The sequence below is a fragment of the Nonomuraea monospora genome (genome assembly GCF_039531895.1).
Classification (GTDB): domain Bacteria; phylum Actinomycetota; class Actinomycetes; order Streptosporangiales; family Streptosporangiaceae; genus Nonomuraea; species Nonomuraea monospora.
Window position 1 is genome coordinate 108,448 of sequence record NZ_BAAAQX010000009.1, and the last position, 24,355, is coordinate 132,802.

Annotated in this window: 25 protein-coding genes, 1 tRNA gene and 1 riboswitch; of the genes, 15 read left to right on the plus strand and 11 right to left on the minus strand. The window is 70.4% G+C overall.

The annotated features are described in order from the left end of the window. Positions 1–10 precede the first annotated feature (10 nt). A complete protein-coding gene (locus tag ABD331_RS19690; RefSeq protein ID WP_080044004.1) occupies positions 11–751 on the minus strand; it encodes an FHA domain-containing protein in 741 nt (246 codons plus the stop codon). A gap of 200 nt (positions 752–951) precedes the next feature. Between ABD331_RS19690 and ABD331_RS19695 the strand changes: the two genes are divergently transcribed. Beyond that, positions 952–1,034 (plus strand) — tRNA-Leu (locus tag ABD331_RS19695). A gap of 232 nt (positions 1,035–1,266) precedes the next feature. Here ABD331_RS19695 and ABD331_RS19700 read toward each other — a convergent pair. Both ABD331_RS19700 and ABD331_RS19705 read right to left on the minus strand, forming a co-directional pair. Further along, positions 1,267–2,271 carry a hemolysin family protein gene (locus tag ABD331_RS19700; RefSeq protein WP_344476733.1) on the minus strand — a complete coding sequence of 335 codons (1,005 nt, stop codon included), beginning with the start codon at positions 2,269–2,271 and terminating at the stop codon, positions 1,267–1,269. A gap of 2 nt (positions 2,272–2,273) precedes the next feature. Further along, on the minus strand, positions 2,274–3,623 hold the full coding sequence (locus tag ABD331_RS19705; RefSeq protein WP_344476735.1) for a hemolysin family protein: 1,350 nt from the start codon (positions 3,621–3,623) through the stop codon (positions 2,274–2,276). A gap of 243 nt (positions 3,624–3,866) precedes the next feature. Between ABD331_RS19705 and ABD331_RS19710 the strand changes: the two genes are divergently transcribed. Further along, positions 3,867–5,165, plus strand: a complete 1,299-nt coding sequence (locus ABD331_RS19710) for an LCP family protein (protein ID WP_344476737.1) — start codon at positions 3,867–3,869, stop codon at positions 5,163–5,165. Here ABD331_RS19710 and ABD331_RS19715 read toward each other — a convergent pair. Beyond that, entirely contained in the window at positions 5,162–5,845 is a 684-nt protein-coding gene (locus ABD331_RS19715) for a GOLPH3/VPS74 family protein (RefSeq protein ID WP_344476739.1), read from the minus strand. The two genes, ABD331_RS19710 and ABD331_RS19715, sit on opposite strands and share 4 nt — an antisense overlap. A gap of 24 nt (positions 5,846–5,869) precedes the next feature. On the opposite strand from ABD331_RS19715, the gene ABD331_RS19720 reads away from it, so the two are divergent. Next, positions 5,870–6,475: a TenA family protein gene (locus ABD331_RS19720; RefSeq protein ID WP_344476742.1), complete on the plus strand. Its 606-nt coding sequence runs from the start codon at positions 5,870–5,872 to the stop codon at positions 6,473–6,475. Between the two features lie 30 nt (positions 6,476–6,505). Further along, entirely contained in the window at positions 6,506–7,384 is an 879-nt protein-coding gene (locus ABD331_RS19725; protein WP_344476744.1) for an Fpg/Nei family DNA glycosylase, read from the plus strand. Positions 7,385–7,433: 49 nt separating this feature from the next. Here ABD331_RS19725 and ABD331_RS19730 read toward each other — a convergent pair whose 3' ends face one another. Continuing rightward, positions 7,434–8,831, minus strand: a complete 1,398-nt coding sequence (locus ABD331_RS19730) for an MFS transporter (RefSeq protein ID WP_344476746.1) — start codon at positions 8,829–8,831, stop codon at positions 7,434–7,436. Positions 8,832–8,952: 121 nt separating this feature from the next. Between ABD331_RS19730 and ABD331_RS19735 the strand changes: the two genes are divergently transcribed. From ABD331_RS19735 to ABD331_RS19745, 3 genes are all read left to right on the plus strand, one after another. After that, on the plus strand, positions 8,953–9,342 hold the full coding sequence (locus tag ABD331_RS19735; protein ID WP_344476748.1) for a winged helix-turn-helix transcriptional regulator: 390 nt from the start codon (positions 8,953–8,955) through the stop codon (positions 9,340–9,342). After that, a complete protein-coding gene (locus ABD331_RS19740) occupies positions 9,339–9,662 on the plus strand; it encodes a rhodanese-like domain-containing protein (RefSeq protein ID WP_344476750.1) in 324 nt (107 codons plus the stop codon). Before ABD331_RS19735 ends, ABD331_RS19740 begins: the two co-directional genes overlap by 4 nt. A gap of 76 nt (positions 9,663–9,738) precedes the next feature. Beyond that, a riboswitch (TPP riboswitch) is annotated at positions 9,739–9,852 on the plus strand. Beyond that, positions 9,843–11,162, plus strand: coding sequence for a purine-cytosine permease family protein (locus ABD331_RS19745; RefSeq protein ID WP_344476752.1), 1,320 nt, complete (start codon positions 9,843–9,845; stop codon positions 11,160–11,162). (Overlaps the previous riboswitch by 10 nt.) Here ABD331_RS19745 and ABD331_RS19750 read toward each other — a convergent pair. Next, positions 11,122–11,700 (minus strand): methylated-DNA--[protein]-cysteine S-methyltransferase, encoded by a 579-nt coding sequence (locus ABD331_RS19750; RefSeq protein ID WP_344476755.1) that lies wholly within the window; start codon positions 11,698–11,700, stop codon positions 11,122–11,124. The two genes, ABD331_RS19745 and ABD331_RS19750, sit on opposite strands and share 41 nt — an antisense overlap. Positions 11,701–11,793: 93 nt before the next feature. Between ABD331_RS19750 and ABD331_RS19755 the strand changes: the two genes are divergently transcribed. Together ABD331_RS19755 and ABD331_RS19760 are read left to right on the plus strand one after the other, a co-directional pair. Further along, positions 11,794–13,662: an ATP-binding protein gene (locus ABD331_RS19755; protein WP_344476757.1), complete on the plus strand. Its 1,869-nt coding sequence runs from the start codon at positions 11,794–11,796 to the stop codon at positions 13,660–13,662. A gap of 142 nt (positions 13,663–13,804) precedes the next feature. After that, positions 13,805–14,236 (plus strand): ATP-binding protein, encoded by a 432-nt coding sequence (locus tag ABD331_RS19760; protein WP_344476759.1) that lies wholly within the window; start codon positions 13,805–13,807, stop codon positions 14,234–14,236. On the opposite strand, the gene ABD331_RS19765 is transcribed toward ABD331_RS19760, so the two are convergent. The 3 genes from ABD331_RS19765 to ABD331_RS19775 all read right to left on the minus strand — a co-directional run bounded on the left by ABD331_RS19765 (position 14,237) and on the right by ABD331_RS19775 (position 15,348). Next, positions 14,237–14,884 carry a YidC/Oxa1 family membrane protein insertase gene (locus ABD331_RS19765; protein ID WP_344476761.1) on the minus strand — a complete coding sequence of 216 codons (648 nt, stop codon included), beginning with the start codon at positions 14,882–14,884 and terminating at the stop codon, positions 14,237–14,239. Positions 14,885–14,971: 87 nt separating this feature from the next. After that, on the minus strand, positions 14,972–15,172 hold the full coding sequence (locus tag ABD331_RS19770; protein WP_148443644.1) for a DUF6412 domain-containing protein: 201 nt from the start codon (positions 15,170–15,172) through the stop codon (positions 14,972–14,974). A gap of 2 nt (positions 15,173–15,174) precedes the next feature. Beyond that, a complete protein-coding gene (locus ABD331_RS19775) occupies positions 15,175–15,348 on the minus strand; it encodes a hypothetical protein (RefSeq protein ID WP_187415187.1) in 174 nt (57 codons plus the stop codon). A 95-nt stretch (positions 15,349–15,443) separates the two neighbouring features. Here ABD331_RS19775 and ABD331_RS19780 point away from each other — a divergent pair, with 95 nt between their 5' ends. Together ABD331_RS19780 and ABD331_RS19785 are read left to right on the plus strand one after the other, a co-directional pair. Beyond that, entirely contained in the window at positions 15,444–16,139 is a 696-nt protein-coding gene (locus ABD331_RS19780) for a response regulator transcription factor (RefSeq protein WP_344476765.1), read from the plus strand. A gap of 28 nt (positions 16,140–16,167) precedes the next feature. Next, entirely contained in the window at positions 16,168–17,271 is a 1,104-nt protein-coding gene (locus ABD331_RS19785; RefSeq protein WP_344476767.1) for a sensor histidine kinase, read from the plus strand. Between the two features lie 144 nt (positions 17,272–17,415). Here ABD331_RS19785 and ABD331_RS19790 read toward each other — a convergent pair whose 3' ends face one another. Further along, positions 17,416–17,688, minus strand: a complete 273-nt coding sequence (locus tag ABD331_RS19790) for a hypothetical protein (protein WP_240973466.1) — start codon at positions 17,686–17,688, stop codon at positions 17,416–17,418. A gap of 310 nt (positions 17,689–17,998) precedes the next feature. On the opposite strand from ABD331_RS19790, the gene ABD331_RS19795 reads away from it, so the two are divergent. From ABD331_RS19795 to mptB, 4 genes are all read left to right on the plus strand, one after another. After that, entirely contained in the window at positions 17,999–18,346 is a 348-nt protein-coding gene (locus ABD331_RS19795; protein ID WP_148443648.1) for an STAS domain-containing protein, read from the plus strand. 184 nt (positions 18,347–18,530) lie between these two features. Next, positions 18,531–19,259 (plus strand): glycosyltransferase family 2 protein, encoded by a 729-nt coding sequence (locus tag ABD331_RS19800; RefSeq protein WP_344476771.1) that lies wholly within the window; start codon positions 18,531–18,533, stop codon positions 19,257–19,259. A 24-nt stretch (positions 19,260–19,283) separates the two neighbouring features. Next, positions 19,284–19,823 carry a DinB family protein gene (locus ABD331_RS19805; RefSeq protein ID WP_344476773.1) on the plus strand — a complete coding sequence of 180 codons (540 nt, stop codon included), beginning with the start codon at positions 19,284–19,286 and terminating at the stop codon, positions 19,821–19,823. Between the two features lie 240 nt (positions 19,824–20,063). Further along, a complete protein-coding gene (mptB, locus tag ABD331_RS19810) occupies positions 20,064–21,809 on the plus strand; it encodes a polyprenol phosphomannose-dependent alpha 1,6 mannosyltransferase MptB (protein ID WP_344476775.1) in 1,746 nt (581 codons plus the stop codon). Here mptB and ABD331_RS19815 read toward each other — a convergent pair. Beyond that, the gene (locus ABD331_RS19815; protein ID WP_344476777.1) at positions 21,694–24,351 is read right to left on the minus strand and encodes a hypothetical protein; all 2,658 of its coding nucleotides are present in this window, start codon (positions 24,349–24,351) and stop codon (positions 21,694–21,696) included. The two genes, mptB and ABD331_RS19815, sit on opposite strands and share 116 nt — an antisense overlap. Positions 24,352–24,355: the final 4 nt, after the last annotated feature.

Genomic DNA, 24,355 nt, shown 5'->3' on the forward strand with positions numbered 1-24,355 from the left:
CTGTCTACCCCTAATCGCGCCGGAACACCAGAGTCGTGCGCCCCAACGTCACTCGCGTGCCGTTCTGGAGCTCGATCCTGCGTACCGGCTGGCCATTGACGAAAGTGCCGTTCGTCGATCCGAGATCCACGAGAACCACTGTCTGGCCCTCGACGCGCAGCTCCGCATGGTGCCGCGACACTCCTGGATCGACGAGACGAAGATCGCAGTCGGTGCCCCTGCCGAGCAAGGTCACCGGTGTGGTGAGCTCGTAGGAGCGGTCGCCCTGCGGATCATCCTGGGTGGAGACGAGCAGCCGAGGCCGCCCGTTGAACGCGTGCGGCCTCGACGGAGGCAGGTCGCTCGCCGGCTGGCGGATCTCGTCCTGCTCGACCGTCGCGCCACGGATGACGCCCGATCTGATGCGGAACAGACCCACAGCCAGGTCGCCGGCGGTCTCGAAGCGCACCCGGACCGGTCCCACAAAGGAGTAGCCCTGTTCCTTGGCGTACTCCCTGGCGAGGTTGGCCAGTTCGTGGCTGATGCTGTCGGCGTAGACCTCAAGCCTCTCGCTGTCGGTCGTCGACAGCTCCACCACGAAGTCGTTGGGCACGAGCGTGCGACCTTGAGCGACGATCGCCGCACGCTCATCCATCTCCCGCTGAACCGCGCTGGCGACCTCGACCGGCTGAAGGTCAGATTTGAACGCCCGCGCAAAGGCTCCCTCCACCAGGCCTTCGAGCCTTCGCTCGAAGCGCTGAAGGACTCCCACCGGGTACCTCCCTTCCTCCGTGCATATGATCGCGGCCCCCGAGACGCTATCGGCGCCCGGTCTCCGCTCGTTCCACGTCACGGCCGCCCAGGCGCTCGTCGGCCCTCGCGCCCAGCTCCTCCGCTCCCGTGTCTTATGCGATCGTATCCGGGTTCAGTACCAGTGGCTGTTCCGTGCTAATGTTCTTTCCGCACCCACAAGGGCGGGTGGCGGAACGGCAGACGCGCACGGTTCAGGTCCGTGTGTCCGAAAGGACGTGAGGGTTCAAATCCCTCCTCGCCCACTCGGGGTCACCGATAAATCGGCAGACCCACATTGACGAAACAAGCCCCGGTTCGCAAGAGCCGGGGCTACTTCTTTGTCACGACCTTGTCAGTGAGGGCTGTACTCCGCATGGAGACCCTAGATGCCCTCACTTGCAGATCTCTTTCGAATGGCTTGAGTGATTTAGCTCACACTCTCGCGTGAGAGTGAAACGGGGGCGCGTCTCGTTCACGCGCCCCCGCACACCCGTTCTATGCCGCCCTGGTGTCGAGCAGCTCGCCCACCAGGTCGGTGAGGCTCACCATCCCGATGACGTCCTGGGCCGCGTTCGTCACCAGCGCCAGATGAGACCTGGCCTCCTGGAGCGCCGTGACGGCCTCGGGCACCTGAGTGGTGCACGCCAGCCTGGGCAGCGGCCTGACGAGGTCCGCCGCCGTGCACTCCGGCTTCAGCAGGGCCTCACGGACGTGCAGGGCGCCCTCCACGCCGTTCCTGCCCTCGACCAGGAGCCTCAGGTGGGCGCTGCCCGCCGCCGTGGCCCTGATCTGCGCGGCCGTCGCCGTCGCCGGGACCTTGACCGCCTGGTCGATGGGCACCATGAGGCGCTCGATGCCCTCGTCGTCCAGCCGCAGGGCCCTGGTGAGGAGATCGTGCTCCTCCCGGTCCAGCAGGCCCATCCGGCCCGACTCGCCCACCAGCATGGCGAGCTGGCGCGGGGTCCTGGTCGTGGCCAGCTCGTCCCTCGCCTGCACGCCGAACAGGTGCAGTATGAGGTTCGTCAGCGCGTTCAGCGCCGACAGCAGCGGGCGCACGACCGTGGTGAACGCCCTGAACGGGAAGGTCAGCAGGAGCGCCGCCCGCTCGGGGTGGGTCAGCGCCCAGGACTTCGGGGCCATCTCGCCGATCACCATGTGCAGGAACGTCACCAGCGCCAGGGCGATCACCAGGGCGATGGGCAGCCGCATGGCCTCGGGGACGCCGATGGCGGCGAAGACCGGCTCCAGGTAGTGCTCAAGGGCGGGCTCGGTCACCTGACCGAGGCCCAGGGTGCACAGCGTGATGCCGAGCTGGGCGCCCGCCAGCATGAGCGAGAGCTGCCGGCTGCCGCCCGCCGCCGACCTGGCGGCGAGCCTGACGAGCCGGTTGCCGCCCACGGCCATCTCCTCCAGGCGGTGCCTGCGGGAGGAGACGAAGGCGAACTCCGCGGCCACGAAGAGCGCGTTGAAGGCCAGCAGCGCGAGGCTTAGAATGATCATGGTCATCGGGACGTCGCCTCCGCGTGCCGCAGCGGCGTCAGGCGCACCCATTCGGGCACCCGCCTGTTGAGCGAGATCACCGTCAGCTCCGCCTGGTGGTCCTCCACGTCTTCCGCGAAGGGGTCGGTGTTGGCGTCGATCGGTACGGTCACCGTGTCGCCGGGGTTGGGCATCCTGCCCAGCCTGGCCAGCACCAGCCCGGCGAGGGTGTCGTAATCGTCACTCTCCGGCAGCGACACCCCCGTCGCCCGCTCCACCTCGTCGAGACGCAGGCTGCCCGGCACCTCCCAGACGCCGCCCGGGTGCTCGACGGCGCCCACCGGCTCGGGGTCGTTCTCGTCCACCAGCTCGCCGACCAGCTCCTCGGCCAGGTCCTCGATGGTGATGACGCCGGCCAGGCCGCCGTACTCGTCGATGACGCAGACGATGTCGTCCTTGGCCGCCCGCATCCTGTCGAGGACCGCGGGCAGCGGCACCGAGTCGGGCACCAGCAGGGCCGGACGGGTGATCGCGGCGATGCTGCCCTCCTCCAGGCCGGAGGCGAGCAGCTCGCGGACGCCCGTGACACCGGCCACGTCGCCGTCCTCGCCCACCACCGGGTAGCGGGAGTGACCGCATTCGCGCATCACCGTCAGCAGGTCGCCGATCGGCTGCGAGGCGCGCAGCACCACCACGCGCGGGCGGGGCACCATGATCTCCTCCGCCGTGCGGTCACCGAACTCCAGCGCCCGCTCCAGGAGGTCGGAGAGCCGCTCGGGCAGTTCGCCCGCCTGGGTCGACTCCGCGATGATGCGGGACAGCTCCTCGGGGGTCGCGCCGTGCTCCACCTCCTCAACGGGCTCGATGCCGACGCGCCGCAGCAGGCCGGTGGCGGCCGAGTCGAACAGCTTGACCACGGGGCCCACGATCGCCAGGTAGACCAGCGTCGAGCGGGCCAGGAACTTGGCCACCTGCTCGGGCCTGGCGATGCCCAGGTTCTTGGGCGCCAGCTCGCCGAACACCATCTGCACCACGGTCGCCACGAACACGCCGGCGGCCACGGACAAGCCCGTGATCATGCCGTCGGACAGGCCCGTGCCGGCCAGCCACGGCCGTACGATCGTGGCGATCGCCGGCTCGGCCAGGAAACCGACCAGCAGCGCCGTCACCGTGATGCCCAGCTGGGCGCCGGAGAGCATGAAGGACAGGCGGGAAGTTACTTGGAGTGCCTTCTCGGCGGAGGTGTCGCCGGCGGCGGCCTGCTCACGCAGCGCCCCCCGGTCGGCGGCGACGAAGGCGAACTCCTGGGCGACGAAATAGCCGGTCGCCGCGGTGAGAAGCAAGAGGGCCAGCAGCCCGAGATAGGCGCTCACCGCAGTGAGCCCTCAGAGGAACCCGTGCCCGAGCACGGGCGAAGACTCCACGGGTCCGGATCGGACACGATCATCCCTTCGATAGAGGTCGTCCATAACCGTAACGACGCAGGTGGCAACTATGTTTCCGCAGTGACTCTCAGCTAGTTCCGCGTACTTTTCCGTGGAGAAACCTTGGCGGAACGTCTTCACTGCCGTGGGGTTGGACGTAGCGTCTATGACAAGCGAAGGGAAGAAGGCGAAGTGACCGAGGACGACCGGACCCGGGCCATGCGCTCACCAGGCGACGGCCGCCCGCTGCCACCACGGCCCAGCGACGGACTGCGCTCGGGGGGCGCGCCCGCTCACCGGCTCCCCCCGAGAGAGCAGGGAGGGCCGGGGGCGCCCACGCACCAGCTTCCCAACGCCGCCCACGTTCCCGAGTCGCCGCGCGCCGACGAGCCGCCGCGCGCCAGCTCGAAGGTCTACGGGCGGGAGCGTTCCGGCAAGAGCCCGATCAGGCCGATGCGGTCGCGCGGCGAGGAGCCGCCCAGGGGCCCCGGAGGGTCCGGCGGGCGCGGCGGGCCCAAGGGGCCGCGCAGGCGGATCTCCTGGAAGGCGATCGCGGCCGTCGTCGCCGGGCTGCTGGTGGTGTTACTGGTCGCGGCCGTCGCGCTGTTCTTCGTGATCGACTCGCGGCTGGCCGGCATCGACGGGGTGCTCGACGACTACGAGGGCAGGCCCGCCGACACCCCCGGCACCAACTGGCTGCTCGTCGGCTCCGACAGCCGCAAGGGCCTGACCGCCGCCCAGCGCAGGAAGCTGGCCACGGGGCAGGCCGCCGGGCAGCGCACGGACTCGATGATGCTGCTGCACATCCCCGAGGGCAGCGACAAGCCCACGCTGGTCAGCCTGCCGCGCGACTCGGCCATCACGATCCCGGGCAAGGGCCGCAACAAGCTCAACGCCGCGTACGCCATCGGCGGCCCCAGGCTGCTCACCCAGACCGTGGAGACGGCCACCGGGGTGCACGTCGACCACTACATGGAGATCGGCTTCGCCGGGTTCGTGGACATCGTGGACGCCATCGGCGGCGTCGAGATCAACGTCCGGGCGGCCGTGGACGACCCCAAGGCGGGCCTCAAGCTGAAGAAGGGCGTCCAGGAGCTCAACGGCTCCCAGGCGCTCGGCTACGTACGCACCCGCAAGGGCGGGGCGCTGCCCGACTTCGAGCGGACCAAGCGGCAGCGGCAGTTCCTCGGCGCGGTCGTGAAGAAGGCCGCCAGCCCGGGCGTGCTGCTCAACCCGTTCACCTCGGTGCCGCTCGCGTTCAGCGCCACCGACGCGGTCGAGGTCGACTCGGGCACGGGGGCGTTCAACATGCTCTCGCTGGGGCTGGCCATGGGCGACAGCCCGGTGACCACGGTGGTGCCGTTCGGCGGCAACGAGCTGATCCCCGGTGGCGGCTCTGCGGTCAAGTGGGACAGGACCAAGGCGCTGGCGCTGTTCAACGCGTTGAAGGAGGACAAGCCGGTGCCCAAGGACGTCGTGGACGCGGGCTAGTCCCCACCACCACCGTCGCCGCCGTCCCCGCCGCCGCCTCCGCTCGATGAGGACGAGCCGGTGGTCAGGACGGCGGACTCGATGGCGGCGATGGTCTGCGCCACCGCGTCGGCCGCCCACGCGCCCTTGGCGATCTCCTTCACGCGCCTCCTGCTCGCGCCTGGGAACGCCTTGCGGCTCAGCCCGGCCGCGCGGGTGATCGCGATCAGGGCGGCCGTGCGGTCGTCGGGGTGCGCGCCCGCCAGGACGGCGGACACCCGCTCCCTGACGTTCGCCTCCGCCCCGGGGTGCGCCGCCGGCCAGCGGGTGACGGTGAACAGGCCCAGCACCCTGCTGCGCTGCTCGCTCAGGATGCCCGCCGCGGCCAGCCGGGTGAGCAGCCGGCCGCGCAGCTTCTGCGACTGCAGCTCGTGCACCCACCAGGCCGGGCTCCTGCCGCCGCGCTTGGCGGCGATGCGGGCCAGGGCGGCGTCCAGTTCCTCGTCGCCGAGCGGGGCCGGGTCGGTGACCGTCAGCTTCTTGAACAGCCTGCCCGTCAGCTCCACCCGCTGGGCGACGGCCAGCTCGGCCAGGATCGCCCCCGCGATCGCCGGGTCGAGCCGGGTGATGTTGATGAGCGGCGTGCCCTTGTCGTCGCTGTAGGCGAGCAGGAGGAGCTCCTCGGCGATCGTCACCGTCATGCCGTGAACACTAACCTCCCAGCCATGAGCATTTCGGAGAGGTTGCACGCCATCGGTCACCCGCTGCTCCAGGCGCAGCTCGACCATGCCACGGTGGCCGGGATCGGGCGCGGTGACCTGCCCGAGCACGTGTTCAGGTCGTGGCTGGAGCAGGACTACCTGTTCCTGCTGGACTACGTGCGGGTCTTCGCCCGGCTGGCCTGGCAGGCGCCCGACGGGCACCTGGGCGACCTGGTGGACCTGGCGCACACCACCTTCCACGACGAGCTGAGCCTGCACCGGACGATGTCTGCGGAGTTCGGGGCCGATCTGGAGGGGGCGGTGAAGGGGCCGGCGTGCGAGGCGTACACGGGGTTCCTGCTGGAGTCGGCGGCGTCGTACGGGGAGGGGCTGGCGGCGCTGTACCCGTGCATGTGGGGGTACTCCAACCTCGGGCGGATCCTGGCGGAGAACCCGCCCAAGGAGCCGCGCTACCGGGCCTGGGTGGACACCTACGCGGATCCGGGGTTCGCGGCGCTCACCGCGCGGATCGGGCAGATGATCGACGAAGCCCGGCCGGACGTGGACCGCGCCGAGGAGGTGTTCACCGAGGGGATGACGCACGAGCTGGCGTTCTGGGACGTTCCGTGAACATGGGGTGGCGGCACGTACCCTGGTGGTATGCCCGAACTTCCCGAAGTGGAGTCCCTTGCCGGCTTCCTGCGCGAGCGGGCGGTCGGCCGCACGATCCTCGGGGTCGACGTGGTCGCCATCCAGGCGCTGAAGACGTTCGACCCGCCGGTCACCGCGCTCGGCGGGCTGACCGTCACGGGCGTGGCCCGGCACGGCAAGTTCCTCGACCTCGACTGCGACGGCCTGCACCTGGTCATCCACCTGGCCCGCGCGGGGTGGCTGCGCTGGCGTGACGACCTGTCCGCGGCCAAGCCGGTGCGGCCGGGCAAGGGGCCGCTGGCGGTACGGGTGAGGCTGGCGCCGGACGACGAGGGCCTGGCGCCCGGCTTCGAGCTGACCGAGGCCGGGACCCAGAAGCGCCTCGCCGTCTATGTCACGAAAAATCCGGACGAGATCCCGAACGTCGCCACGCTCGGCCCCGACCCCCTCGCCGACTCCTTCACCGTCGAGGCGCTCAAGCGGATCATCGGCGGCAACCGCACCCAGATCAAGGGCCTCCTGCGCGACCAGAAGGTGATCGCGGGCATCGGGAACGCCTACTCCGACGAGGTGCTGCACGCCGCCAAGATGTCCCCGTTCAAGATCGCGGCAACGCTGACCGACGCGCAGATCGCCGACCTGCACGAGGCCATCGTCACCACGCTGCGCGACGCGGTCGAGCGCGCGCACGGGCTGGCGGCCAAGGACCTGAAGGCGGAGAAGAAGTCGGGCCTGCGGGTGCACAACCGGGCGGGGCAGCCCTGCGACGTGTGCGGCGACACGATCAGGGAGGTCTCGTTCGCCGACTCGTCGCTGCAGTACTGCCCCACCTGCCAGACAGGCGGCAAGCCGCTGGCCGACCGCCGCCTGTCCAAGCTGCTCAAGTAGCGCTCGCCTGCCCAAAGCTGCTCAGGTAGCGCTCGCCTGGTGAAGCTGCTCAGGTAGCGCTCAGCACCTCTTCCCGGACCCGGGCGCGCAGGCCCGCGACCGCGATGACGGCTGCCAGCAGCGTGGCCGTGACGGGCACCACCAGGGCCGTGCGCATCGCGTCCAGCCCGGCCTCCGCCCCCGTCATCCCGCCCAGGGCCGCCACGTTGACGGCGGTCACCATGGACAGCCCCAGGGCCGCGCCGAACTGGAACGAGGAGTTGATCAGCCCACCGGCCAGCCCCTGCTCGTGCCCGGCGATCCCGTCCGTGGCCACGATCGTCAGCGGCCCGTACACGAAGGCGAACATCAGGCCGATCAGCAGCATCGACGGCAGCATCGCCGCGTACGTCCAGTCCAGGCCCACCCCGAGGAACAGCGCGTAGGCCAGCAGGCCCGACAGCAGCCCGCCGAGCACCACCCTGGCGTTGCCGAACCGGTTGACCAGCCACGGCGTCAGCACGGGGGCCAGCACCACGTCCACGGCCGCCGCCAGCATGGCCAGCCCGGTCTGGACGGCGGACCAGCCGCGCAGCTCCTGCAGGTAGAGGGTGACCAGGAACTGGAAGCCGAAGAACGAGGCCGTGAGCAGCGCGGCCATCACGTTCGCGCGGACCAGCGGGCGCGAGCGCAGGATGCCGAGCCGGACGAGGGGGCTGGCTGAGCGGCGCTCCACGGCCACGAAGAGCGCCAGCAGGGCCAGGCCGGCCGCGAAGGCGCCGATGGTCAGGAGGGGGCCGTCCGAGAGGTGCTCCAGGCGTACGACGCCGTAGACGAGCAGGATCATCGCGCCGGTGACGCTGACGGCGCCCGCCACGTCGAAGCCGCCCGCCGCGGGCGGCGCCTCCTGGTCCCTGATCAGGACGACGGCGGCCAGCAGGATCACCAGCGCCAGCGCCACCGGGGCGAAGAACACCCAGCGCCAGCCGATCGCGGTCAGCAGCCCGCCGATCACCAGCCCGAGCGCGAAACCGCCCGCGGCCGTGCCCGCGTAGACCAGCAGGGCCCGGTTGCGCTGCGGGCCTTCAGGGAAGTTGGTGGTGATCAGTGACAGGCCGGCGGGCGTCATGAACGCGGCGGCCACCCCGGTGACGAACCTGGCCACCAGCAGCACCCACCCCTCGGTCGCGAAGCCGCCGAGGCCGGAGAAGAGCAGGAACACCACCAGCCAGAGCAGGAACATCCGCCGCCGTCCCAGCAGGTCGGCCGCCCGGCCGCCGAGCAGCATGAAGCCGCCGTAGCCGAGCACGTACGCGCTCACCACCCCGCTCAGCATGCCGGTGGACAGCCCCAGGTCTGCCCGGATGGACGGCAGGGCGACGTTCAGCATGGCCACGTCGATGCCCTCCAGGAAGATGGCGCCGCACAGCACGATCAGTACGCCCCAGGTGCGGGCGGTGACAGGCACAACAAACCCCCGGTTACGAATAGGCAGGTCGGTTATCTCTTGTAACCGCCCACATCATGCGACAGCATGAAATCCTGTGGAAGACGGCACTTTGAGATCACTCAGTTATTGCGAAGGCACCGTGGACGACGACTACGACGTGCGCCAGTGGGACGTGCGCGAGGACTGCGAGGTCCGGCAGATCCTGGACCGCATCGCCGACAAGTGGTCGCTGCTGGTGATCGCCCTGCTCGACTGCCAGAGCCTGCGCTTCACCCAGCTCCGCCGCGAGATCGACGGCATCAGCCAGCGCATGCTCAGCGTCACCCTGCGCCAGCTCGAACGCGACGGCCTGGTCAGCCGGAAGGTCCATCCGGTGGTGCCGCCGCGCGTGGACTACGCGCTGACGCCGCTCGGCCGCACGCTGCACGAGACCATCAAGTCGCTGGTGACGTGGACCGAGTCGCACCAGGAGGAGATCATCGCGGCGCGTGCCGCCTACGACGCGCGGCGCGAGATGATGGAGCCATGACCGTTCCTGAGATCGAGGCCACCGCCGTCCCCTCCGACGCCTACCTGCTCGACGTCCGCGAGCAGGACGAATGGCTGGCCGGCCACGCCCCGGAGGCCGTGCACATCCCCATGACGCAGATCCAGGGCCGGGTCGAGGAGGTGCCCGCCGACCGCACGGTCTACGTGGTGTGCCGGGTGGGCGGCCGGTCCATGAACGTGGCGGCCTGGCTCAACCAGCTCGGGCGTGACGCGGTCAACGTGGGCGGCGGCATGCAGGCGTGGGAGTCGGCGCGCAAGCCGATGGTGAGCGAGACGGGGCAGCCGCCGTACGTCGCCTGAAGCCGAGCCGGCGGGCGCTGGAACCTACCCACTATGGCGGTTCTGTCGTCATTGGGGCATGATGAGGGCACAAACTACAGATCGTCGCGGGAGCTCGGGGTGCCGGGCTGAGAGGGCAGCAACACAGCCGCTGCCGACCGCCTGAACCTGTCCGGGTAATGCCGGCGTAGGGAGTGTGCGATGACGCATGTCGCCGACGAAGTTCCGCTGACACTCGAAGGCCGGCCGCCGAGGACGCTGGGCGTGCTCGACCAGGGCGCGCTCTGGGCGAACCTCGGCGTCAGCCTCCTCGGCTTCTCCGGGGCGATGTTCCTGGTCAACCCGCTCGGCGACGCCCCGCTCAGCCTCGCGGCGGCACTGGTGGCGACCGTGGTCGGCAGCCTGATCGGCACCGCCATGGTGGGCCTGTCGGCCATTCCGGGCACGCAGACGGGGCAGCCGTCGATGGTGCTGCTGCGCGGGCTGTTCGGGGCGCGCATCTCCTACGCGCCGACCCTGCTGAACATCGTGCAGATGCTCGGCTGGGGCGCCTTCGAGCTGTGGGTGATCGCCACGGGCGCGGGCGCGATCTTCCCCGCGGTGCCGTACGCGGTGTGGGTGATCGTGGCGGGGGTGCTGACCACCGCGCTGTCGATCTGGCCGCTCGGCTCGATCCGCGTGCTGCGCAGGTACGTCACCATCGGCGTGATCATCGCCATGGTCTGGTTCGCCTGGTTCTTCCTGCGTGAGGCGCCCGCGCAGGAGGGCGGCACGTGGATCGCCTTCCCCGCCGCGGTCGACTACGTGATCGCCCTGTCGGTGTCGTGGGTGCCGATGGCCGCCGACTTCGCCCGGCACTCCCGCTCCACCGGCGCCGCCTTCACCGGCGTGGTCGGCGGCTACACGCTGGCCCAGGTGGCCTGCCTGGGGCTGGGCGTCTACGCGGTGGCCATCGCGGGCGACGCGGACGCCGTCTTCGGCACGTTCGTCGCGGTGCCGCTGGGCGCGCTGTTCTTCGCGATCCTGGTGCTGCGCGAGACCGACCAGTCCTTCGCCAACGTCTACTCCACCACGGTCTCGCTGCAGAACCTGATGCCGCGCGTGGACCGGCGCGTCTTCTCCGTCGTCATCGGGGTGCTCACCGTCGTGATCGCCCTGCTCGTGGACGTGACCTCGTACGGCGCGTTCCTGGGCGTGATCGGGGCGGTGTTCGTGCCGATGTTCGCCGTGCTGGCCGTGGACTACTTCCTGCTGGGCGGCGCCCGCCGCTGGAACACCGCCGAGCACGCGCCCTCGCGCTGGCCGATGCTGGTGCCGTGGGCGCTCGGCTTCGCGGCCTACTGGCTGACGACCTCGACGCCGACCATCGCGGCCTGGGACGAGCTCTGGGCGGACGCGCGCGGCGCCATCGGCTTCACCCGGCAGGTGTGGATGAACGGGGCGCTGGGCGGCGCCCTGGTGGCCGCGGTGGTCACCCTGCTCATCGGCCTGGTGCTGCGGAGGCCTTCCGTTCGACGTTGAGCAGGTGCTGCTTGGCGGACTGGCCGCCCGCGTAGTCGCCGAGCGCGCCGTCCTCGCGCACCACCCGGTGGCAGGGCACGATCACGCAGACGGGGTTGGAGGCCAGCGCGTTGCCGATCGCCCGCAGCGCGCGCGGCCGGCCGATGCTCTCGCCGATGTGCTCCAGCGTCGTGGTGGTGCCGTAGGGCACGGCGATGGTCTTCTGCAGCACGGACCGCGCGAACGGGGTGGCCAGCCGCAGGTCGACCGGCACGGTGAAGGTGCGCAGCCGCCCGGAGAAGTACGCGTCCAGCTCTCTGCGCACCGGGTCGAGCCGCCTGGCATCGGGCCCGATGAACGTGCCCACGTGCCTGCTGACCAGCTCGTACACGTCGTTCTCCGCCTCGAAGCTGCAGGCGGCGACGCCCTTGCCCGTCACGGCCAGCACCAGCCTGCCCACGGCGCCGTCGTAGGTGCCGAAGGCGATGTCGGGCGGCGTCTCGCCCCGATAGGTGCTGGAGGTCACCCGCAACAGGGCATCGAGATCGTTGCTCGACATGCCTCGCACCCTCCACCGCCGGGAATCACCGTGACGGCAGCGTATCGGACGGATCTCCCGACGCACCCACCGCACCGCGTGCACTATGGAGTGGTGGGGGACGAATGGGCCGGTAGTGACGATGAGATCGCTCGCGCGGCGCTCGCCAGCTCGCCCAACGCCGTCGTGGCGCTCGACAGGGACCAGACCGTGCTGGTCTGGAACGCCGCGGCGGAGCGGGTGTTCGGCTGGAGCGCGGAGGAGGTGGTCGGTCGCAGGCCGCCCATCGTGCCCGACGAGCTGACGACCGAGCACACCGCCGCGCTGGAGCGGGTGCGCACCGGCGAGCCGGTCTCGCTGCGCACCAGACGGCTGCACAGCAACGGCACCCTGCTCGACCTGCGGGTGGACATCAGCGCGTTGCGCCTGGGCAGCGCTGTGGCGGGCTACGTGTGCGTCTACCACCCGGCGCTGGCCGACCACGTGGCCAGGGAGCGGGTGGCGCGCCGGGCCAGGCTCGTCCGCCGGCTCACCGACGTGGTCGGCGACATCAACTCCGAGCTGGAGCTGTCGGCCGTGCTCGACCGGATCTCGGCCAGCCTGACCGAGCTGACCGGGGCGGACGCGGGCGGGTTCGTGCTCATCGAAGGCGAGCGGCTGCGGCTGGTCAGCACGTACCAGTTGCCCGCCTCGATCAGGGGCACCACCACCGAGCTGCGCACGAGCCTGGTGGACAAACTTTTACGCACGGGCAAGACCGTGATGCTGGAGTCGAACGGGCTCGACGACCTGGTGTGGGCGCGGCTGGGCGGGCTGCACACGATCGCGCTGGGGCTGGCGGCCGTGGGCGGTCGGCCGTACGGCGCGCTCTACGCGCTGTTCGCCAACAGCACGCCGGGACACCTGGAGCTGGAGCTGCTGGAGCTGCTGGCCGGGCACGCGGGCATCGCGGTCGGCAACGCGGTGGCCTACCAGGAGGCGGTGCGGCAGCGGGCGCACGAGCGCGCCGTGTTCGACGCCAGCGCCGACGGCATCGCCGTGCTCGACCAGAGCGGCCGCGTCGTGCGCTGGAACCCGGCGGCGGCCGAGCTGACCGCGTTGCACGGCGAGACCGTCATCGGCGGCCCGCCGCCGTTCCCCGTGCCGGTGGCCGGGGAGAAGGGCACCTTCCAGCTCGACAACGGGCGGTGGCTGGACGTGGTCAGCGCGCAGATCGAGGAGACCGGCGAGGTCGTCGTGGACTTCCGCGACGTGACCGCGGCCAAGGAGCTGGAGGAGGCCAAGGACCTGTTCCTGGCCACCACCAGCCACGAGCTGCGCACGCCGATCACGATCGTGCGCGGGTTCGCCAGCACACTCGACTCGCGCTGGGACAAGATGGGCGACCCCGAGCGCCGCTCGGCCGTGCACACGATCGCCGAGCGGGCCAGGTCGCTGGGCGAGCTGATGGACCACCTGCTGCTGGGCGCCAGGGCGGGGGCCGACGAGCTGAAGGTGCGGATCGAGGAGTTCGACCTCGCAGGGCGGATCCACGGGGCCACTCTGGGGCTGCCCGATCTGTCGGACAAGCACCGGGTGGAGGTGGAGCTGCCTGACGGGCTGCCGTACGTGCTGGGCGACCCCCTGGCCACCGACATCATTCTCGGCCAGCTTCTGGAGAACGCGTTCAAGTACTCGCCGAGGGGCGGGCTCATCACCGTGGGGGCCTGGCCGGAAGAGGACAACGTGGTCGTCGTGGTCGATGATGAGGGAGTCGGTATCGCCCCGCCTGACCGGGAGCGGATCTTTGAGCGGTTCGTCCAGGTGGACAGCGGCGACCGGAGACGGTTTGGTGGAGTGGGGCTCGGGCTCTACATCGTCCGCAGTCTCGCCAGGGCACAGGGGGGAGATGTCAGCGCGCATCCGAGGCCAGGAGGAGGCACCAGAATGCGACTTGTACTCAGGTGTGCTTCCCCTATCCGATCCGACACACCGATGCGGTAACGAGGTGGTCACGGTTGAGCTGATCTATCGTCCAATGTGTACAAGCTGTGATCGAGATGCGGTTTCTGGGATCGAGTAACGGGGCATTTCGGTCGTACCGGGGAGTGTTCCCGCGGGGGGCACGGGTAACGGGGAGGTGGGTGTGTCAAGCGTGGTGCTGCTGCCGTACGCGCCGTCCAGCGTTGCCGTCGCCCGCCAGCGTCTGAGCACTGACCTGCAGGACTGCGGGGTCTTTGCCGCCGCGATCGACGATGCCGTGCTGGTGGTGAGCGAGTTGCTGAGCAACGCGCTGCGGCACGCGCATCCGCTGCCGTCGGGCATGGTGAGAGTGGCCTGGCTGCGAAGCGACGATCACATCGAAGTGGCGGTGAGCGACGGGGGTGCGGCCACCGAGCCGCGGGCGGGCCGCCCGACCCTGTCCTCACTCGGGGGCCGGGGGCTGGGCATCGTGGAGTACGTGGCGGAGAGCTGGGGGGTCCGGCACGACGGTGACACGACCACCGTCTGGGCCATCCTGCCCGCTCCCAGCCAGTCGGTGAACGGGCAGGTGGCGGCCCTGCGTGAGGTCAGCTAGCTAGGCGACCTGGAGCCGCCTGTTGAGCGCCGCCCGCTCCGTGACGGCCCATGCCGTCGAGACGAGCAGGTAGAGCCCGGCGGCCAGCGGCAGCACGAGCGCGGCCACCACGGAGCCGTACGGCAGCAGCCGCATGATCTTCTTCATCAGCTCGGGCTGCTCTTCGGCGATCTTCATCTGACGGGCGGAGAGCCAGGCCACCGCTGCGACCAGCGCGATGACCAATACAAAGACCAAAACCGGTCCGCTGACCAGACCGTAATTGGCGATCACCCCGGCGACCTGCTGCCCCAGGGGTGCTCCGAAAAGCTGGTGACCGACGAGCGCGGTCTGGTGCGTGGCAACGTTGTACATCAGCCACATGAACGGCAGTTGAACCAGCATCGGCAGGAAGCCGGCGAACGGCGAGGTGCCTTCCTTGGCGTACAGCGCGCTCAGCTCCCGCGACAGCCGCTCCGGGTTGCGCGCGTGGCGTTTCTGCAGCTCACGCAGCTTCGGCGCGAGCTTCTCGCGGATCTTCATGGTACGGGCCTGGCGGACGTTGAGCGGCAGCAGCAGGAGCCGCACGGCCAGCGTGAACAGCACGATCCCGAGCGCGGCGCTGCCGCCGGACATGCTGATGACGAACGTGACAAGAGAATCGATCATGAGCCCTGTTCCTCTGAGGGGGATGTCCGGGCTCGCTCATGCCTTCTCAGCCGAGAGAGCCCCGCTTGACGTGAAAGCGGGGCACGCCTAAGGCGCTCGTGGACGCGACCGGCCTGCCGCGTCGGGGTCGCGCTGCCGCTGGAAGGCCGTGCGGCGCGCGTAGGACAGCGGGAAGCTCGCCGGCTCTCCGCTGAGGGTGGGCAGCAGCGTGGCCGCCCACGTGGCCAGCAGCAGGATCGCCACCATGGTGATCCCCACCAGCCACGGATCGAACAGGAACTGCGTCAAGGTCAGTGCGACCGCGAGGACTTGCCCACCACGGCGACCGCCACGAAGACGAGGACCGCGATGACGCCGACGATCAAGGCGAGCTTGATCAAGCCTGCCAGCATCGGCAGCAGGAAGTTGAACAGCACGAAGAGACCCAGCAAGGTCCCTATGACGAGCATCACGACTCTACCCATGAGAGCCACCGTACGTCCTCGGGACATGATCCGCGAGCCTTACGAAGCGATGACGTACGCCGCACTTCCGGGCACCGCGGCCGTACCGTGAAATCGTGAACACGCGCATCCTGGTGGTCGACGACGATCCGACCGTGTCCGAGGTCGTGGCGCGCTATCTGGAGCGTGACGGGCACGAGGTCGAGTGCGTCGGCGACGGCGCGGAGGCGCTGCGCAGGGCGCTGGCCAGGCCACCCGACCTCATGGTGCTCGACCTGATGCTGCCCAAGATCGACGGGCTCCAGGTGTGCAGGAAGCTCAGGGAACGCTGGCCGGTCCCGGTGATCATGCTGACCGCGCTCGGCGAGGAGATCGACCGCGTGGTCGGCCTGGAGACCGGCGCCGACGACTACGTGGTCAAGCCCTTCAGCCCGCGCGAGCTGGCGCTGCGCGTGCAGTCGGTGCTGCGGCGGGCGCGCGGCGCCTCCGTCACCGGCGGCACCGGGGTCCTGCGTGACGGCGACCTGGTGGTGGACGTGGGGGCCCACGAGGTACGGCTGCGCGGCGAGGAGGTGCTGCTGACCGCTCGCGAGTTCGATTTGCTGGCCCACCTCATGCGCAACCCGCGCCAGGCGTTCAGCCGGTCGGCGCTGCTCAACCAGGTGTGGGGGTGGTCGTTCGGCGACTCGTCCACCGTGACCGTGCACGTCAGGCGGCTGCGGGAGAAGATCGAGCCCGACCCGACCGACCCGCGCAGGATCGTCACCGTCTGGGGGGTCGGCTACCGGTACGAACCCATGGAGGGGCTTTGATGCCGCGCGAGCCCGTGGAGGGGCCTTGATGCCCCGGCCGGGGGACCTGCCCATGATCGTGGCCGTCACGGCCGGGCTGGGGCTGCTCATCGCGCTGGCCGGCATCTGGCTGATGTGGCGGCTGCGCACCAGGTCCATCGGGGTGATGCTGGCCGTGGTCGTGGTGGTCGCCGTGACCGCCACGCTCGCCGGCGTCGTGGCGATCATCAACAAGATGATCATCGAGGGGGCGACCAAGGACTTCGTGCTGAGCGTGGTGGCGGTCGGCGGGCTCGTAGGCCTGGGCGTGGCGTTCGTACTGGCCAGACGGGTGGTCGGGGAGAGCAGGCGGCTGGTCGAGGCGGTGCGCAGGTCGCCGTTCACAGCCCCGGCAGGGCTGCCCGCCGAGCTGCAGACCATCGCGAACACCCTGGAGGAGGCGTACGTGCGGGAACGGGCCCTGGAGGAGGCGCGGCGTGAGCTCGTCGCCTGGGTCAGCCACGACCTGCGCACGCCGCTGGCCGGGATGCGCGCCATGGCCGAGGCGCTGGAGGACGGCGTCGTCTCCGACCCCGAGACCGTCGCCCGCTACCACGGGCAGATCAAGCTGGAGGTCGAACGGCTGTCCGCGATGGTGGACGACCTGTTCGAGCTGTCACGCATCCACGCCGGGGCCCTGCGGCTGTCGCGGGCCAGGATCGGGCTCGCCGACCTCGTCGCCGACACGCTGGCCGGCGCGGAGCCGCTGGCCAGAGCCAAGGGCGTGGTGCTCACCGCCGAGGCGTCGGCCGCCGTGCCCGTCGAGGCGGACGCCGGAGCTCTCGGCCGGGCCCTCGGCAACCTGGTGGTCAACGCCATCAGGCACACGCCGTCCGACCAGAGCGTGGTGCTCAGGGCCGGGGTGGACGCCTCGGGGATGGCCTGCCTGTCGGTCACGGACTGTTGCGGGGGGATACCCGAGGAGGACCTGCCCCGGGTGTTCGAGGTGGCCTTCCGGGGGGAGACGGCTCGTACCCCCACCGCTGACGGAGGGGCCGGGCTCGGGCTGGCCATCGCGCAGGGGATCGTGGAGGCGCACGACGGGGTGATCGAGGTGGTCAACGACGGGCCGGGGTGCCGGTTCGAGATCCGGCTGCCCCTGGTCGGCGGCTGACCTCTCCGTCGCCTCGCTCAGACGCTCCCAGGCTCTTGATCAGGCGCTCACGGCCCTTGAGCAGGCACCTCCGGCCTGTGCTCAGGCACCTCAGGTCCTTGCCCGGGCGCCTCAGGCCTCTGCTGCCCTACCTCAGGCCCTCGCTCAGGCGCTTTCCGGCAGGTCCCGCGGCTCGCCGAACGACTCCGCCATCGCCCGGAACGTCGGGCACGGCCAGCGCCACATGCAGCTCCGGCAGCGCAGTATCGGGTGGGCGGTGTCACTCGTGATGCCCCCCGCGTCGCGCGGCTGGTGCAGATCGAGCAACCGCAGCCCCAACTCGGAGAACCTGAGCAACTCGGTGCGCGCCCCGGCGAGGAACTCCAGGTCCTCGATCGCGAGCCTGGTGCGGATGGGGACGTAGCCTTCGTGGTTCACCAGGCCGCGCAGGCGTCCTGCTTGGTCATGCCATGACGTCGCCTTCTCTGTGCTGATGAGGATGGTCTCCAGGCGTTCTCGGAGCCCTTGGCGCTGAGCGTCTTCCGGTTTTTCTGCGTTCATCGATGCGGGGCCCGTCGGTCGTGCCCCAGCCCCTCCTTCTCCACGAAGCGGTGGCGGTTCCCGTGTCACGCTGTCAAGCTTCGCGTACTCTCCGTTTTCATGGAGCCCAAACGGAGGACAAAAACCTGTGGTTCCCCTATCGGCGTGACAACGTGACCGGAAGCGCTCGCGCCGCTAGCCTGCCCATGTGGAGCTCAAGGTCTCGACTCGATCACATGCCGGGTGCGCACTCGTTGCCATCACCGGAGAAATCGACCTCTATACGGCGCCCCACCTGCAGTCCGAGTTCACTCGGCTGCTGCAGGACGGGCCTAGCCGGGTGGTCATCGACATGTCCGCCGTGGATTTCTGCGACTCCACGGGGATGAATGTGCTGCTCTCGGCGCTCAAGCGGATGAAAGAGCAGGGAGGGGCGCTGGAAGTGGCGGCCCCGCGGCCGGCCGTACGCAAGATCCTTCAGGTGACGGGTCTCGACTCGGTGTTCACCGTGCACGACGAGGTGCCGCAGGAGTTTCTCATCGCAGAGGGCTCATGACGGTTCGTACGTCGCCGCGGAGGCGATGGCCGGAGGGGCCGGCGTCGCCGCGGTGGCGACGTACGGTGAGGGAGTCGCTGCGGAAGCGACGTACGGTGAGGATGGACGCGACGAGCGGTTTTCGCGAAGGCGATGACCGGTTGAAGGCGGACGCGACGAGCAGCTATCGCGGAGGCGATGACCGGTGAGCGGCGACACGGCGGTCATCATTCCCGCCGTCAACGAGGCGGACCGCATCGCGGCCACCGTCAAGGCCGCCGCGGCGCTGCCCGGCGTCGACCTCGTCGTGGTCGTCGACGACGGCTCGTCCGACCAGACCGGCAGGGTGGCCCGCGCGGCCGGAGCCAGGGTGGTGCGCCACAGCCGCAACCGCGGCAAGGCCGCCGCCATGGAGACGGGCGCCGAGGCCGTACGCCTCCTCGACGAGGACGCCACCCCGCGCCACCTCCTCTTCCTCGACGCCGACCTCGGCGACACGGCCCAGGCCGCGGCGCCGCTCATCGCGCCCGTGCGCGAGGGCGAGGCGGACATGACGATCGCCGTGTTCACCACGCGGGTGCGGCTCGGCGGCCACGGCTTAGTGGTCCGCCTGTCGAAGGAGGGCATCCGCCGGGCCACCGGGTTCGACCCCGCCCAGCCGCTCAACGGGCAACGCTGCCTCACGCGAGCCGCGTTCGAGGCGGCGCGGCCGCTGGCGCACGGGTTCGGGGTGGAGACGGCGCTGACCATCGACCTGCTGCGCAAGGGGTACCGCGTCGCGGAGGTCGAGGTGGACATGGCGCACCGGGCCACCGGCACCGACTGGCGCGCCCAGCTACACAGGGCACGGCAGTTGCGCGACGTGGCGCGGGCGCTGGCGGTGCGGGAGCCCGTGGTCGTCCAGAACCTCGACAAGCTCCGGCATCGCCGCTGAGCGGCCTGCCCCTACACTTCCGGCATGCCTGATATCGATGAGCAGGGTCGTCCAGAACCTCCCCTCGACGGCGACGAGCTCGCCACCCTCGTGGGTTACCTGGAGTTCCACCGCGCCACTTTCGCGTGGAAGTGCGCGGGGCTGGACGCGTCCGGGCTCAAGGCCACCGTGGGCGCGTCGTCGATGACGCTCGGCGGGATGCTCAAGCACCTGTCGTACGTCGAGAACCACTGGTTCTCCGTCCAACTGCACGACCGCGAGGGCCAGCCGCTGTGGACCACGGTGGACTGGAAGAGCGACCCCGACTGGGAGTGGCACTCGGCCGCCGAGGACACCCCTGAGGAGCTGCACGCCCTCTGGCAGGACGCGGTGTCCCGCTCGCGGCTGCTGCTCGACGAGGCACTCGCGGACGGCGGCCTGGGCCGCCTGTCCGGGCGTGCGTGGCCGGACGGGCGCAGGGTCAGCGTGCGGTGGATTTTGGTGCACATGATCGAGGAGTACGCGCGGCACAACGGCCACGCCGACCTCATCCGCGAGTCGGTGGACGGGCTGACCGGGGAGTGACGGGCGGGCACCGCGAGCCGGTCGTCCACAGGCAGCCGTGTTGCCGAAGCAGTTGTCCACAGGCAACCGTGTCTCCGCGGCCGGTATGCACTGGCAACCGTGCGTGCCTTTGCGGCAGCCGTCCACAGGTGATCGCTCCCCCGAAGCCGCCGTCCACAGATCACCGTGCTGTCGGAGCGGTTGTCCACAGGTAACCTTGCTTCGTCGGAACGCCTCTCCCGAGTGTGCTGGAATTTCCCGGTGACTTCGCAGACGCACCGCACGCACGCACCGGCCCGAGCGGCAGGGGCCGCCATGGCGGCGATCGGCGTCTCGATCCTCCTGACGATCACCATCGGCCTGCTCGGCCCATCGGCGGTGGTCCCCGCCCTGAGCGGCCCGTCCTGGCAACCGCCCTACTCCCTGAACGCCCAGCCAGAGCCACACCTGGTGATCGCCCTGGCAGCGCTGGCCATCGTGCTCGGCGGCCTCGGCCTGCTGGGCGCCCTGCACACCCTCGGCCCGCCGAGTTCCCCGCCCGCCACCAGCAGATCACGGCTGCCCGACCCGCGATCCCTCGTCCTCCTCGGCTGCCTGACCGCCGGCATCCTGGCGTTCCTCCCTCCCTCCGGATCCGCCGACCATCTCAACTACGCCGCCTACGGCCGCATGGTCACCCTCGGCCTCAACCCGTACACACATGGCGCCATCAACCTCCCGGGCGACCCCATCGCCGACGCGGTGGAGAAACCCTGGCGCGAAGAGCCCAGCGTCTACGGCCCCATCGCCACGGCCGTGCAGGCGCTGGCGAGCTGGATAGGCGGCGACTCACTCAGACTGACCATCTTCATCCTGGCCCTGGTCAACGCCGCCGCCTTCATCGCCACGGCCCTGCTCATCGACCGCTTCACCAGGCACGACCCCGCCACGCGCCTGCGCGCCGCGCTCCTCTGGACGGTCAACCCCCTCCTGCTCTACCAGCTTGTCGCGGGCATGCACGTCGACACCCTCGCCATCGCCTGCATGGTCGCCGCCCTCCTGGCCAGGAGCCGCCCCGTCGGCGCGGGCGTCCTGCTGGGCCTCGGGGTGGCCATCAAGGTCAACGCTGGCCTGGTGGCGCTCGGCCCGGCCTGGGAGCTGCGCCGCCGCCCCGCCCGCCTGGCCCTCATGGCGGGATGCGCGGTCGCGGTGGTGGTCGTGGGGTACGCGATCGTCGGCCCTGAGGCGATCGCCCCGATGACCAGGACGAGCAAGTCGATCTCGCACGCGTCCCCGTGGAAGCTCGTCCAGGGCTGGCTCCAGGCGATCGTGGGCCCTGGAACCGCGTACCGGGGAGAGATCCAGATCGGCTCCCTCCTACTGCTGGCACTCATCGCCTGGACGCTGCTCCGCCTGGCGACACGCAGAGCACTGCTCGGCGCGCACGGAGGTCTGCCCGGCGCACGCGGGAGGTCTCCCGACGCGCACGGAGGTCTGGGCAGCGCACGCGGGAGGTCGCCCGACGCGCACGGAGGGCTACGCGACGCAGACGGGAGGTCGCCCGGCGCGCACGGAGGGCTGCGCGGCGCGCATGGAGGACGGTGCGACGCGCATGGAGGACGGTGCGACGCAGACGGAGGGTCGCCCGGCGGGCGCGGAGGGTCGCTTGGCGCGGGCTCAGGCGGCGAGCTGGAGGCGCCGGTGGTGGCCGTTTGCCTGGTGGTGGCCTATTTGTTCGCCACGCCGTACATCCTGCCCTGGTACGACGGGCTGGCGTTCGGGCTGCTCGCCCTGGTCGCGGCCTCCGCCCTGGACAGGTTCGTGGTCGTGCACCTGCTGGTCCTGTCGCTGGCGTACCTGCCTGCCAGGGTGCAGGAGGTGCCGGTCGATCTCGACTGGCTCGGCAAGGTGCTCAGGCCTCAGCTCGCCTGGGCGCTGCTGGCTCTGACCGCTCTGCTGGTGATGTGGGCGTGGCGAGCTGCAGGGCCCGCACGCACGCCGCCAGCGTCAGCGGCACCGCCACCGTGAGCGCCATGGCAGGAATGGCGATCCCGGAGTCGTTCATCAAAAAGCCGACAAAGGCACACGTCAGCGCGCCGAACAATCCCGCCCTGAACGTCGGCGCCTGACGATAGGCCAGCCCGAGCGCCGCGGCCCCCCACCGCGACGGCCGAGCCAGCACCAGAAACAGGAAGGCCAGCGCCACCAGCGAAAGGAGCGTCAACGACCAGTTCCCCACAGTCACCCCGACCATGGCGCCGAACTTACGCCCGATCACGGTCCACGCCTGACCATCAATGACCTGCTGCACGAAATTCCCCAGGTGCGTCCGCTGCGTCTGCGGCCGCAACCAGTCCACAACCGACAACACCCCCACGATCGCCGCCCCTACCAGCCCCACGATGACCAGCCGCCCCAACGACACCCGTTTACCGGACAGCAACATCAGAAAAACGGCCAGCCCGATCACGAACGCCGGAACGCCCCCGAAGTCCGCCCCCCACGAAGGCCACCCATCCGCGAAGATCGCGAACCCCCCGTACAGCGCACACACCCCGACCACCACAACCCGCGCCACCCCTCTCCCGAGCAGCCACTGAGCCACCCCGGCCAACCCCAGCACAGTGCCCGTGGCGTAGATCGCAAAGGCGATGTTGCTGAACCCGTAAAAACGTCCACCGGTCACGGGCTCGTACCCGGTCACGGCGTTGACCTGCAGCTTCGAGCCCGTCATCACGTCAATCAGAAGGGCAAGCGAGGTGATGGAAGCGACGACGGTGAGAGGGCCGATCACATGCGAACGCCAGGGACCGGCGAAGGCGAGCCCGGTGATCAGGCCGGCGATGGCGAGGATCGTCACGATCACCGACAACATCGGCACGGGGAGCGTCCACCAAGGGACCAACTGGGCCAAGAAGGTGGATACGGCAATCGCACCGCTGATCACGGCCACGACCTGGACGGCTCTGAGCAGCTTGGAAGTGCTCGCGTCCAGCACACCCGCCACCTCCGCACCCCCCACACCCACACCCACACCCGCGCCCACGCCCACACCTGTGCCTGCGCTCGTGCCTGTGCCTGCGCTCGTGCCTGTGCCTGCGCTCGTGCCTGTGCCTGCGCTGGCACCAGCGCCGGTGCTCACCTCTGCGCCCGCACCCCCGTCCGCGCCGGAGCTAGCGTCTGCGCGTGGGCCAGTACCTAGGCCAGCGCCAGCACCTGCACCCACGTCAGCACCCACGTCAGCGCCCACGTCAGCGCCCACGTTCGCGCCGGAGCCAGCGCCCGCTCCCGAGCCCAGGACAGAGCCAGCACCTGCGCCCACGTCAGCGCTCGTGCCCCTGCCCGAGCCCGCGCCTGCTGCCTCCGCGTTGGCGTCCTGTGTCGTTGCCTGCGAGCCGTTGACCTTCGCGTCCGTGCCCCCCGTGCCCTGGGTGTCCCGGCGTGCTGTGGTCGTGGCGGGGGAGCGGCGGCGGCGCAGGCGGAGGGCGAGGGCGGCGAAGGCGTAGAAGAGGAGCTGGACCGCGACCAGCACGGCGAAGAACGGCCCCCGCACCTCCCGCAACACCTGGCTGGCCAGATCCGCGTCCGCCAGCTCTGTCACCGTCTCGGACGTCGTGGCGGGAGCGGGCCCGCCCGGCTGCCAGGATCGGCCGACCACCTGGGGTGCGGCGGGCAGGCCCAGGAGCTGGATGGTGGTGGCGGTGAGGTCGGTGATGGCGACCAGCGCGTCCTGGCGGGTGGAGGTCGCGGTGAGGTGGCCGTGGGGGTACGGGGAACCGTCCGGGGAGGGGCCGGTGGCGATGGCGACGTGGAGGTGGGCGTTCGGGGTGACGTCCGAGACGCCTGCTACCAGGATCGTGGTGTCGGCGGGGAGCCGGTTGATGAGGGCGCCGATGCGCTGGTCCGCCTGCGCCACCGCCGCCTGGCGCGCGGATGCGGGCAGAGGGGTGGGGACGCCGTACTCGTCGAGGGGCTGCTTGAACCAGGCGGTCGCGAGGTCGTCGGCGTCGAGGACGATCAGGTTGTAGGGGGTGGGGTCGCCCAGGGCGTCGAGGGTGGGGGCGTATTTGGCGATATTTCCGGACTTGTCGGCTGCCGCCAGTGCGGCGCCCGGGCCGATCGCGGCCACCTTCCCGCCACTCTCCGCGATGAGGCCGCCCAGGGTGCCGAGCTTGGCGTCGTAGCCGGTCTCCGCCTGGTACGCGGTCAGGGCGGCCCAGTTCGGGACCGTGGCGCCGTCGCCGCTGGGCTGGGGGGTGGGAGGAACTGGGCAGCCCTTGCCTTCCACGCCAGCTCGCTGGCCCGCCGAGATGGTCAGCCAGCCGGCTGTGGGGCAGGTGATGCCACGGTCCGGGGGTGGGACGGCGCGGGTGGAGAGGGAGGCCGACGCGCCCTGGGACACCAGGCGCCACAGGTTGGGGGTTCTGGTCTCGTCGAGGTCGCTCCACTCCAGGCCGGGGACGCCGATGAGGGCCACGCGCCGCTGGGGTGGGGCGTGGGTCGTGGCTGCGGCGGTTGCGGCAGCGGCTGCGGTGGCGGTGTCCGGGGTTGTGCCGGTGTGCCCGTCCACGCCG

Bases quoted from the DNA above. Each gene is read 5' to 3' on its own strand.
- ABD331_RS19745 (WP_344476752.1), top strand. From the start codon at position 9,843: ATGACGCATGTCGCCGACGAAGTTCCGCTGACACTCGAAGGCCGGCCG.
- ABD331_RS19740 (WP_344476750.1), top strand. From the start codon at position 9,339: ATGACCGTTCCTGAGATCGAGGCCACCGCCGTCCCCTCCGACGCCTAC.
- ABD331_RS19750 (WP_344476755.1), bottom strand. From the start codon at position 11,700: ATGTCGAGCAACGATCTCGATGCCCTGTTGCGGGTGACCTCCAGCACC.
- ABD331_RS19785 (WP_344476767.1), top strand. From the start codon at position 16,168: ATGCCCCGGCCGGGGGACCTGCCCATGATCGTGGCCGTCACGGCCGGG.
- ABD331_RS19715 (WP_344476739.1), bottom strand. From the start codon at position 5,845: ATGACGGTGACGATCGCCGAGGAGCTCCTCCTGCTCGCCTACAGCGAC.
- ABD331_RS19775 (WP_187415187.1), bottom strand. From the start codon at position 15,348: ATGGGTAGAGTCGTGATGCTCGTCATAGGGACCTTGCTGGGTCTCTTC.
- ABD331_RS19700 (WP_344476733.1), bottom strand. From the start codon at position 2,271: ATGATCATTCTAAGCCTCGCGCTGCTGGCCTTCAACGCGCTCTTCGTG.
- ABD331_RS19720 (WP_344476742.1), top strand. From the start codon at position 5,870: ATGAGCATTTCGGAGAGGTTGCACGCCATCGGTCACCCGCTGCTCCAG.
- ABD331_RS19725 (WP_344476744.1), top strand. From the start codon at position 6,506: ATGCCCGAACTTCCCGAAGTGGAGTCCCTTGCCGGCTTCCTGCGCGAG.
- ABD331_RS19765 (WP_344476761.1), bottom strand. From the start codon at position 14,884: ATGATCGATTCTCTTGTCACGTTCGTCATCAGCATGTCCGGCGGCAGC.
- ABD331_RS19805 (WP_344476773.1), top strand. From the start codon at position 19,284: ATGCCTGATATCGATGAGCAGGGTCGTCCAGAACCTCCCCTCGACGGC.